Origin of the sequence: Dysgonomonas gadei ATCC BAA-286 (assembly GCF_000213555.1) — a bacterium.
GTDB lineage: Bacteria > Bacteroidota > Bacteroidia > Bacteroidales > Dysgonomonadaceae > Dysgonomonas > Dysgonomonas gadei.
In genome coordinates this window covers 293,114-303,625 of the sequence record NZ_GL891979.1, presented here as the reverse complement: position 1 = coordinate 303,625, position 10,512 = coordinate 293,114, and the positions used below count along the sequence as shown (strand labels likewise).

Below are 10,512 nucleotides of genomic sequence, written 5' to 3'. Positions count from 1 at the left end.
CATTGGCTTTAGATAAATTACTACGTGTTACGCTTTTTCCAAATCCAAGATGATAAAACTTTTTCTTATGCGCATCAAGTATCCCTATCAAATCCCGAAGGCTTTCCCGATTAGATAACTGACCAAAAATCAGAACTAAAAGGTGATTCCAACAAGTAAATGATTTTACATATTTATTGCCTTCGTATTTATCGACTAAACAATCAAAAGCTCTCTTGGGCAGAAATCTACATAATTGAGTAAAAACGTAATGTCCATTGTGCATTCCTACTATCATTTTGTTACTTCTAACAAAAATAGAGATTTGAAATGTACACGTAAAAAAAACGAATATTATTAATTGCATATCAAATAATTACATCGCTTGTTAATGTTTTTTAGTGGACACTAGTGTATGCAATACGCCCAGTTGTGATATTTTGTTATGCGGGCGTATGCAATACGCCCTACAGGAGGTTGAAAACAGCTTTATGAATTTTGATGCGTTTGCCCTATTCAATATTATACAAGTGGGTAGTTCGATCTGCGCTGCTTCGTAAAGATTATTTACTAAAACCTGACAAAGTTGACACTTTTTACACATTTTTTCCATCTGTCATTTTTTATATTTCTTATATCCTATACCCTCTACAATGAAATCTGTATTCTCACTAATGTATAGATAAAACAAAACTTCCATATCCCCTAATTCTTCATTTTAATTGTTAATTCTTAATTATTTCCCCTATCTTTGTTTTTAACAAAACTATAACTTAAAAAGCGATGAAAAAATTCCTATACTTCATATTTATTTGCACATTGTGTGTGGGCTTTACTGCTTGTGGTGGGGATGATGACCCGAAAGAAGAAGAGTTTGTATGGAACGGTGACTGGAATGACCCCAATGACAAGAATTATAAGCCGGAAGGATATAATCCGATACAGGGTGTGTGGCAACGGGATGATTATCCTGAAATAGGGTTTTACTTCTCTGAAGACTTCAAGGACTATTATGTGACTTTTTATTCAAATGGAGAATATAAAATAGGAGCTGTATTTAATGATAATTATCAAATAAATAATACTGCATTTCGATATTCTCCGAGTAGAGTTTTTAAATGGGAAATCGAGAACAACAAATTATACACTCTTCCTGTGGGCACATATAAAGAATGGGTAAGCTATACAAAAATAGATGACTAGAAAAAGGGAGAAAAAATCTCCCTTTTTACCTATATTGTTCTCTTTATCAACTTTAGTACACCTTTACTTCGCCCCATAGGGTCATAGCCGTCTATTTCAGCTATATTGTAATAATCACCATTAAATTTCACCAGTGATATATCCAACCTGCTATACTCCTCTGGTGTCAGATAGCAATTGACTACCGTGTATGTATTATCTACATTCAATAGTAGCAGGAAGTAGTTATTCAGTAACGAATTAGGGTCATCCTTGTAATCAAGTGTTAGCTTGGTTTCTCCATTATATTCATTCGATACCTTAGCTAGTCGTACCGGCCTTTTATTAATTTCTGTATCAAACAAATCTGTTTTGTACCAGAATCGCTGCGGCAGGTCATAATACCGGTCGTCCATCGTATCCTCATAATCGAGATCATTCTCCCATGCTTCGTGATTCATAATTACAGGTATTTTAAACAAAGGCTCCTTAGCGAAATCCAGTATCTCTTTATACCAGCAGTACGAAAAATTGGAGGTCTGTGTCAGTACATTGGTTTCAGTGCTCTCCGTATAGTACTTCCCTCTGTATATTATCTCGGGATCATCATTCCCATTTGTATTACCTTCTGACTTTTTCTTCAGATCGTAATAGCCTTCCTCTTCTGTGTTTACGGTAAAGCCGATATCGTAGAGCGACGGTAGTTTCAGCGACTCATTCCTGCGCTGCTGCACGCTTGCTCCCTTATCAAGGTCGATAACACTCGAAGCTGTTGTAACCATGTCCTTATTCTTAATGCTTAGCTCAAAGCTATCTTTCCCCGTATTCGCCAGTTTCAGGTTAAAAGCCTTACAGAAATTATCTATCCAGTCGTTTACCTTTATATTGTCTGGTAGGAATTTAAAAAGGTCTATCTCCCCTTTTTTATATGTTCCATCTTCATCCCAGTTCATGGGGTTAATACTTGAACCATTATTACCCATGGTCATCCAGCTAAAATCCTGGCTAAAAGGCTCTAAAGATAACTCAAAATAAATCTGGTGGTTGGGCCATACGTTAGCTTTTTCCCAGAATGTTGCGGTAGAAACAACCGAAAGGTATTCGTTTTTTTGAAGCCATATCACCTGATGTATCTCCCCTTCCGCATTGTCATTACCTGTACGGGTTGTCCATGGAGTAATATCATTCAGGCTATTCAGTTCTATTTTATATTTACCGGAAGGCTTGTCATCTTCAAAAACATATCCCTCACTCCTTACAGCAGAATAAGCCCTGAAAGATTCAGAATCGGGATATCCCATACTCCAAGATTGCCCTCCACTCATAGCCATCGGATTATGATAGAACTTGTCTTTTATCATCGGATTTTTCATGTTTTTATAATCGTATAAGCCTTGGTCGTCTTTTCCCTCCACATCTCCGCCCCATGAAAATCCGCAAACGAAATTTTTGTTTTGCTTTGGGTCTATAAAGTTCACCGCATGGGCTTTCGGGTATTGATTTCTGGTTCCTCCCAAATCCTGATCTATATTATTCCGATAATAATGATTATCAAAATACAGGTTCTCAAACACATCCGTATCGCCTAACGAGTGCCGCAGAACTTTACATTCGGCAAAGAAATCATCAAGGCCGCCGGGAGAAACAGCCAGATCCATATTTTCGGCCTTTTCATCCTTTCCTGTATAAACAGCTTTAAATCTTACTTTATAAAATCCGGTATAGGGTACTCTGAAATTTATATTATGTATTCTGTTGCGATTAGTGTTGTGAGTTATATTTCCGGAGGGATCGACAATCGTAAGATTACTGATATTCCTTGAATCAAACAAATTTGTGGTAATCGACATCGGCGATTCATCCCAAATGGATGTCATATAATAATTGGATTCTATCGAACGTATTTCTTTCACATAATTACTCCATGTGCCACTAATGCTCGTTGTACCCGTCCCCCACTGCATTTCGTAGTCGTTGGGGTTCTTGTAACTCATATAAAGGTTTCTCAGCCTTTCGTCATGCAGCGCATTGCCTGTGAGATTATACTCTGCCTGTTTGAATATTTTCTTCAGCATATGAATGCAATTGACAGAGGGCGGAAAATCCTCCAGCGCAAACCTTACACTCCTGTCATAAACATTTTTAGCCGAATAGGTATTATTCAAACTTTCTTTCGTCATTAGTTTATACAGGGCAAGCGGAAAAATGCATGGCGATATTTCATCATCTTCGCCTGTTATCTGTTCATGCTTCCCTTCATTATATATTGTGACATCTTCTATTTTCTCAAATTTCAGCGGCCACTTCCCCGCCTGATTCATCTTCATCTCCCCGAAAATATCCTTCACCGTCTTCGCCGCCGGAATCCCCAGATTCCCCTTGTAATAATCTTTCCCTATCTCGCTGATTTTAAATTTTCCATCGAAAATCTTTATCCCGTTCACCAGCAACTGCGCATCATACAATTGCGAGAATTTGCCTCTCACCTCCTCCGTGTTCGTATAGCCAAAGATGGCGTTGTTGGTAGCCGTGGCGGGCAGGCTGATGTCGTATGAGCGTTGTGCGTCTTTTGTGCTCAGTTCCGCCGGATTCAGTAATTGACGCTTGAGATAGACCGAAAAATTCTCCGGACTTTCTATCTCACATAATTGATTGTTGATGTAGAGTTCTAAACTTGCCATTTTTTTTAATTTGAATATTAGCAAATTAGCAGATTAGTAAATGGATATTCTTTATTGAATTTGCTAATTTTCGAATCTGCTAATCTGCTAATTGAATTATTAATTTATTTGCTAATTTCCGAATTTGCTAATCTGCTAATTATTTCCCCCTTATCACCGAATAATTCAATCCGCCATTCTTCTCCAATAGCTTATTCAGGCATACATAACGCTGAGCATCGATAGAATGGTTGTACTTATCGACAGGTGCATTGGTTACATTGCCAAATTCGTCCGTTTTCCAGCAATAGTTGCGGTATTCGTTAATGATATTCGCACTTCGGGCAGATACATGCTTCCTGTACCTGTTCAGGACGGAAATACCTGAATTAATACTGTCTTTACCCTTTTGCGCCGCTTCCACTTTCCAGCCTTTCGCACTTATCTCCCTGATGCTTTTAGGCTCGGCGCTATCGGCAATAACGGGTGTATCGCGCGGGATACCCGACACACTCAGATGTTCGGCAATCATCAGGTTGTCGTAGCCTTTGGCATACAACAGTTCATCTATCCAGAGTTCTCCGTTCGCAAGGCGTATATCCACTATCGCCGTAGGATCATTGGTGAAACCGAAATCGATACCCAGCCAACGCTTTTTATACACCTCGGGCATAGACTGCACAATGTCCCAGTTGCGGACAATCATGCCCTGCCTTGCACCTGTCAGCCCCTCACCATAAACCTGCCACCAGTCTTCGTCGCCACGGTTCGATTCTATTTCCCTGACCTGCGCACATGAGAGAAATTCATTATCGCGGTAAGTAGAATGTATCAGTTTGGCTTCGGGCATGACCAGCACTTTTTCATCGAGCCAGAACTCGAAACAGGGGTTGCAGTCGAGAATTATATATTCGGTCGTGCGGATCGCCAGTTGGCGGTACACCTCATAATCGATATTGATACACTCATTTATATATAATATATCGCGCGAAGGGCCATGTACTTTTCCGGGATTATCAGCCGAGAAGAATTCGATAATGGAATTATTCACCTTGTAAATCTTATCCGTGGCATTCCAGTTTTTCTGTTCCCACATACTTTCCCGCTGAAGCATATCCATGAAATCGCGGATACACCCTCTTTTCAGATGGGGCATAGATTCGGAAACCACCGAGATAATCCTCGGCGCTTCGGAATGTGAAGCAATGGCATGCAGCAATTGCAGGATACTGTAAGTCTTCGACGAGCGGGTAGAGCCTTTGTTTACGATATAGCGGTTCCTTTCGTTTATTCCTTGTAGGTTACGCTTAAATACGGAAGTAGTTTTCATACGGGTAATTTTATTTTTAATGGATGTATGGAAACTCGCATGGCAGAATTATCATGTACTTTGGTGAATTATTATTCATGCTCGTTTTCATATAAGCAAAATTGATTTTTACTTATAGATAAAGTTTTTGGAATTTAATCACGATATATGATAAGATAGTTACATTTATCGCTATTCGCTGTGCTAAAAAACATGGAATGGTATAAAATTCAATAAATTATCTATAAAATTCAATTATGTTTATTTGAATTATTGAAAATTGTTCTTAACTTTAGCGATAGAAGGAAATGTGCGTGTCCATAACCGATTGACCGGTAGTGGACAAATTCTTAAATTTGTATAAAAGGCCCTGTGACGGATTGTTGTCCGGAATACTACTCAATCCTCTATTTCAATATAGAGTTTTTTCGATTTTTTTTTAATCATTTAAAAATTTATAGCTATGACGGATAATGCTATTGGAGCAAACGCCGGCAACATCTGGCGTCTCCTGTGCACAAAAGGTAGCCTTTCTGTAAGGCAAATCGGAGATTATACTCATTACAAAGATTCGTTGATACTCCTTGCTATCGGATGGCTATCCAGGGAAAATAAGGTTCACATCAGTGACAGAAACGGATCTATATATATTGAACTTAGTGCTGTATATCCTGAAAATTATTATTAATAGTACGTTGTACCCTGTCAATAAATAAAAAAATAAAAAAAGAGGAGTGCTTTTATAAAAGCACTCCTCTTTCCTCTTTATCATAGATGTATATTCATTACTTTTTCGCGGCCTTTGCCCTGATATTCGGATTCACGAGAATATAACAGGCCTTCACATTTAAGGTCACCAGATTGTAGGTTGTGCCGCAGGTAGTATCTGAAGTCACCCGCCTATAACAATATGTCCCCGATTTTATCTGAACAGTAGGCACATAAGAAGGACTCGTCGCCCCCGCGATATTAGACCACGATGTACCGTTGGTACTCGACTGCCATTGGTAAGTATAAAACCCATCCCCACCTGTCACATCAGCAGTTAAGGTTGTTTGTTCTCGTACACATACCTCTACCGTCTGGTTTTCTGTATTCGGAGTCGGCACCAAAGGTGGGGTTACTGTCACATATACACTGTCGAGTTTCTCTATACCGCAATACTCCGGTGTAACCGATACTTTGTACCAGCCCGTCATAGTAGTCTGCACATTGTTTATAACCGGATTTTGCACATCGGATGTAAACCCGGCGGGTCCTGTCCATGTATAATCCGTATTTCCCAAAGTGATACATTTAAGTTGTATCGTGCCACCTGTACAAACAGGGTTAGTACTCGCATATACTATTTTTGCCGTCTCAAGATTAGATATAGTTATCTCCTGCTTAAATGCGTTTCCACACTGGTCGCTGATACGAACAGTATAAGTTTCATCGGCAAGCCCATAGGTAAAATGGGCAATACCACTGGTCGTAATATCTGTGACACCCGGTATTTTTACAGTATTATCCGCATTCCACAACTGATATGTATAAGGAGCAACTCCGTTCATAGCTTTTACCGAAATATTGCCGGTTGTACCTCCTACGCAGACATATGCTGAAGTAGCGTTAGGATCGAGGTCTAAAGGCGGAGCAGTATAAACAATTGTAGTACTACCAATAACACAGGCAGTAGAACTATTATCCGTCAATATACCTAATATATACGTTCCCGGCCCGGATAAAGTGAAAGATCCTCCCGGAGCAATTACTGTTTTATCATATCCCGTAGGGCCACTGGTCAAGCGGTAATATGTAGTCGTTGGATTGCCTTTATATGTTATACTGCCGGTCGGGGTTATCTTCATTCCGGAACAAGTCAATTGCTCATTATAGCCAAGATCTTTGTAGCTATATATACCCGGGTTATTGAGGGTCGCAATAACAGGGTTTCCACAACCGTGATTAGCTGTAAGCGTATAGAGACCCGGAGGTAAACTTGTTGTACCCAAATAATAAGAGGAAGAGGTTGATGTAGTGGTTACCGTTTGGGAAACATATCCTGCCGGTCCCGTTACAGTCAAAGTTGTTCCTATTGGCCAACTCGCATTTGCCGATATATATAGGCCGCCTCTATCAACGGAACATTTATCGTCATACGAGCTAGATGTGGTCAAGGTATAGGTTGTCGGTAATGTGGATGCTACATTACGGGTTGTCGTATAAGTGAAACCATCGGCATATACTGCAGTGAATGTATATGTCTTACCGTATTCCAAAGGACAGGAATAAGTAGTTGTAGTATTATTAAGAGTTTGCGTACACACTACAGTATTATTAGGGTCGGTAATAGTCACCTCGACAGGTATACATTTATGAGTTCCGCTTGGTAGATAATAAGCCAGTTGATAACTGTCGCAATTAAGCCTATTGGTGGTAAATGTAATATTTCGATTTAGAGCAGAAATGGAACTGGTAACAACCGTACCATTCTGGTCTGTACATGTTACAGTATACTGAGTATCGTATTCCAAAGTCATTATGTCATTAGAGTTGACATTATATAACCAGTTGGGATTACTATAAACTACGTCTCCCCCTGTTGTTTTTTTCACTACAAAGTTTAATGGATAACAAAACAAGCCATCATAATCAGTCCATGCTCTCACGGTATATGTATAATTATCGCAATTGCGATCACGCATAGTAGAAGTGAAATAGGTTGGTTTTTTTATATTAGTAGTAAAACTTTTGATAACGTCATCACAACCTTTTAAACGTATATAAATTGCAAGACTGTTCGATGCATAAAAATTAGCTATAGTATTAGGAGATATATTTAATAATGTTCCTCCGGTATTAGTATTGTTCCAGTTCGTCCAGTAAGTTGGTGTCTGTCCGGCAGGAGCAGCACCTATTTCATACATCGCATCGTTGTAATATCTTTTATAGTCCGGGTTGGTAGAAACTTCAGTTGAGGATGCAGTCCATTTTACATAACCACATGAACCTTGAGTATTATCTAGATCCGGACGAAAAGAAGTCTGAGTTTGGTTGGTAAAAGCAGGAAATCCGGAAATAGCTCCCAGTGTAAAATCCCTAACCGATGTATAACATCCGTCACTTACCTGTACGGTATAATCCCCTGCCGGGTAATTCTGATTAGGAAAAGTGTAAACATTTCCACTCTTTGTTGGAGTAACGACCAAAGGCGTTGTTACACCTGCCGGCGCAGAAGTAATAGTAAATGTAAAAGTCCCGCTACCATTGGTAACATTCAGGGCTATAATACCGGTATTACATTCTTGATATGATTTTCGGGAAACATCAGAGTTCAGTGATACTTCCGGCACCTTATAAGTACCTCCGACAACCAGATTGGAAATACTCTTCACGGTACTGTATTCGCTGTCCACTGTACAGAAAGCGCGTACTGTCAATTCATATGTACCAGGAGGTATATTCCTTAATACATTGTCACTTTGAGGATTGATAGAGAATCCTCCTTCGGAGCTGAGCCCGTATTGTACATTAAATATATTAGTAAGATCTCCCCCTAATGTTACAGTAATTTCTCCATTGGAGAGACAACTGGAATTCTTGATCTGAGTGCTCACTGTGAAATTAGTACTACAAGTCTGTGCTCCGGTTTGTAGAGATAAGAGTAAACTTATACACAAACAGGAGAATATATAAATAGTTTGTTTCGTCATAATGTGTCTTTATAAGGTTCGTCTCTAACTAAAATAATAGTGAATGTGCCGTCCAGTGTGAAATTGTACTGACTGTTACCATATATCTCAGGGAAAATAAATGTAGCAGTATTACCTTCTATAGTCAAGGTGTACTGGGGAGACAAAGAATATGACATCGAGAATATATCTTCTTCGGGCTTCGCATTTACGTCTCCGTCAGATTCTTTGGCTGGCAATAGTAATCTGCCCTCATCTACTACATTATATTCTTTGAGATTGTTCCATAAAGTGCAAGCAGTCAATTGCCCCGATTGTATATATACCGACAAAAATACCGGCTGAACAGGAAATGGCAATCCTTTCATTTCCCTCAGGGAAACGGTATCATTAAAAGCATGGGTAAACACTTCTGCTTTTGTCTCGTGGTTGCGAACACTTATTACTGCACTACGGAAAGAATAGCTTCCGTTTGTTTCCTGCTTAGCATTCTTAGCCAGAGTAGTTTGCGAATATGCAGAAATTGTGCATAGGCAAAATATCACTATATAAAATATTTTCATAATTTACTAATCTTTATTTTTTTATAAACAATTGTCATTTAACCTTAAAGACAATATTCATAAACGTTTTTTCGGAATAAGTAAATTGTGCGAACAGTTTATATTTCAAAACTCCGGTACTACTCAAAGTAATATTCTGAAAAACCGTATTATCATAATAGGTAATGAAATACTCCAAAGCACCACTTGTCAATACCGGCAAAGTCGTTGCTCCCGCACCTTTAACAGAGGAGGCTGAATTAGTCAATCCAAATTGCTCTCCGTAAAGAGCATATAAATCAATTGTGAATTCCTGCGTCCCCGTATTATAAGAGGGATCAGCCGTATCAGTAGGCAATACAATAGATGGCATATAAAAAAACTTAGGTGTTACAGATGATACTTCGGGAAATAGTTTTACCCATTTATTCCCGTCATTATAATAATGACCGGGAGTCACATCACCTGCTGTAGCAGTATTATAAACAGTCATCCCAGCCACATGCGCAGATAATGGGCTGGCCAAGGCTGTTGAGGAAAGCGATACACGAGGCAAGAGTAGCCCTTTAGTTGATGTTCCCGCGCCAGTTTCTGTAAGATCCAATAAAGCATCTACATTAGGTGTTTCGTTTGAACCAATTGTAACTTGAGCTTGTGTAATTTGGCAAAAACATATTACTAGACAAAGTAATAGTAGTCTGTTTAAAGTTGTACCTTTCTTCATAAAAATAGTTATTTGTTTCATTTTGTGTTATGTTTACTATGTAGAATCTGATTTATTTCATGTAAATATTTGCTAATGAAAAACCCGGTGCAGTAAGAATATCAAGTGGTAAAGACCTTGCATCAGCTACTTTCACAAGCAACATGGAATGCAGCGAAGACAATATATTTAAAGACATAGACCATTGATAGTAGATGCAATAAAATGCATCTACAAAAAATCTCTTTCCACACCGGATTAATTGATATATTTTTGAAAAATAAAAACTTGTCATTAAAAGTAGGATGGATTTGTAAATATAAATTTTGTTGGTTATATTAAGACGGGCTATATGTACATAAAAAGACATATAATACCGGCCAGATTGTAATAATTGGTAAGTAATATAAAACGAGTTGAGGAAGTTTAAAAATATAAGTATTTCATCTCTCTCTCTCTCTCT

At 38.7% G+C, this 10,512-nt stretch carries 8 protein-coding genes; 2 read left to right on the top strand and 6 right to left on the bottom strand.

Annotation, left to right across the window (positions count from 1 at the left end; all coding sequences use genetic code 11):
* Nucleotides 1-265, bottom strand: a 265-nt coding sequence (locus HMPREF9455_RS01215; protein ID WP_006797739.1) for a DUF4372 domain-containing protein, incomplete at its 3' end; no start/stop codon positions are given.
* Between the two features lie 497 nt (nt 266-762).
* On the opposite strand from HMPREF9455_RS01215, the gene HMPREF9455_RS01210 reads away from it, so the two are divergent.
* Entirely contained in the window at nt 763-1,182 is a 420-nt protein-coding gene (locus HMPREF9455_RS01210) for a hypothetical protein (RefSeq protein WP_006797737.1), read from the top strand.
* Nucleotides 1,183-1,211: 29 nt separating this feature from the next.
* Here the strand turns inward: HMPREF9455_RS01210 and HMPREF9455_RS01205 are convergent, their stop codons facing one another.
* On the bottom strand, nt 1,212-3,842 hold the full coding sequence (locus tag HMPREF9455_RS01205; protein ID WP_006797736.1) for a hypothetical protein: 2,631 nt from the start codon (nt 3,840-3,842) through the stop codon (nt 1,212-1,214).
* A 139-nt stretch (nt 3,843-3,981) separates the two neighbouring features.
* On the bottom strand, nt 3,982-5,151 hold the full coding sequence (locus HMPREF9455_RS01200; RefSeq protein ID WP_006797735.1) for a PBSX family phage terminase large subunit: 1,170 nt from the start codon (nt 5,149-5,151) through the stop codon (nt 3,982-3,984).
* A gap of 442 nt (nt 5,152-5,593) precedes the next feature.
* Between HMPREF9455_RS01200 and HMPREF9455_RS01195 the strand changes: the two genes are divergently transcribed.
* Complete coding sequence (locus tag HMPREF9455_RS01195) at nt 5,594-5,818, top strand: winged helix-turn-helix domain-containing protein (RefSeq protein WP_006797734.1); 225 nt, start codon at nt 5,594-5,596, stop codon at nt 5,816-5,818.
* A 97-nt stretch (nt 5,819-5,915) separates the two neighbouring features.
* Here HMPREF9455_RS01195 and HMPREF9455_RS01190 read toward each other — a convergent pair whose 3' ends face one another.
* The 3 genes from HMPREF9455_RS01190 to HMPREF9455_RS20920 are packed head-to-tail and all read right to left on the bottom strand — an operon-like array spanning nt 5,916 to nt 10,091.
* Nucleotides 5,916-8,825, bottom strand: a complete 2,910-nt coding sequence (locus HMPREF9455_RS01190) for a hypothetical protein (protein WP_006797733.1) — start codon at nt 8,823-8,825, stop codon at nt 5,916-5,918.
* Nucleotides 8,822-9,367 carry a hypothetical protein gene (locus HMPREF9455_RS01185; RefSeq protein WP_006797732.1) on the bottom strand — a complete coding sequence of 182 codons (546 nt, stop codon included), beginning with the start codon at nt 9,365-9,367 and terminating at the stop codon, nt 8,822-8,824. The genes HMPREF9455_RS01190 and HMPREF9455_RS01185 overlap by 4 nt, the downstream gene beginning before the upstream one ends.
* Nucleotides 9,368-9,401: 34 nt before the next feature.
* Complete coding sequence (locus tag HMPREF9455_RS20920; RefSeq protein ID WP_006797731.1) at nt 9,402-10,091, bottom strand: hypothetical protein; 690 nt, start codon at nt 10,089-10,091, stop codon at nt 9,402-9,404.
* Between the last annotated feature and the right edge of the window lie 421 nt (nt 10,092-10,512).

Coding starts and splice junctions, on each gene's coding strand:
- HMPREF9455_RS01210 (WP_006797737.1), top strand. CDS start 763: ATGAAAAAATTCCTATACTTCATATTTATTTGCACATTGTGTGTGGGC.
- HMPREF9455_RS01205 (WP_006797736.1), bottom strand. CDS start 3,842: ATGGCAAGTTTAGAACTCTACATCAACAATCAATTATGTGAGATAGAA.
- HMPREF9455_RS01200 (WP_006797735.1), bottom strand. CDS start 5,151: ATGAAAACTACTTCCGTATTTAAGCGTAACCTACAAGGAATAAACGAA.
- HMPREF9455_RS01195 (WP_006797734.1), top strand. CDS start 5,594: ATGACGGATAATGCTATTGGAGCAAACGCCGGCAACATCTGGCGTCTC.
- HMPREF9455_RS01190 (WP_006797733.1), bottom strand. CDS start 8,825: ATGACGAAACAAACTATTTATATATTCTCCTGTTTGTGTATAAGTTTA.
- HMPREF9455_RS01185 (WP_006797732.1), bottom strand. CDS start 9,367: ATGAAAATATTTTATATAGTGATATTTTGCCTATGCACAATTTCTGCA.
- HMPREF9455_RS20920 (WP_006797731.1), bottom strand. CDS start 10,091: ATGAAACAAATAACTATTTTTATGAAGAAAGGTACAACTTTAAACAGA.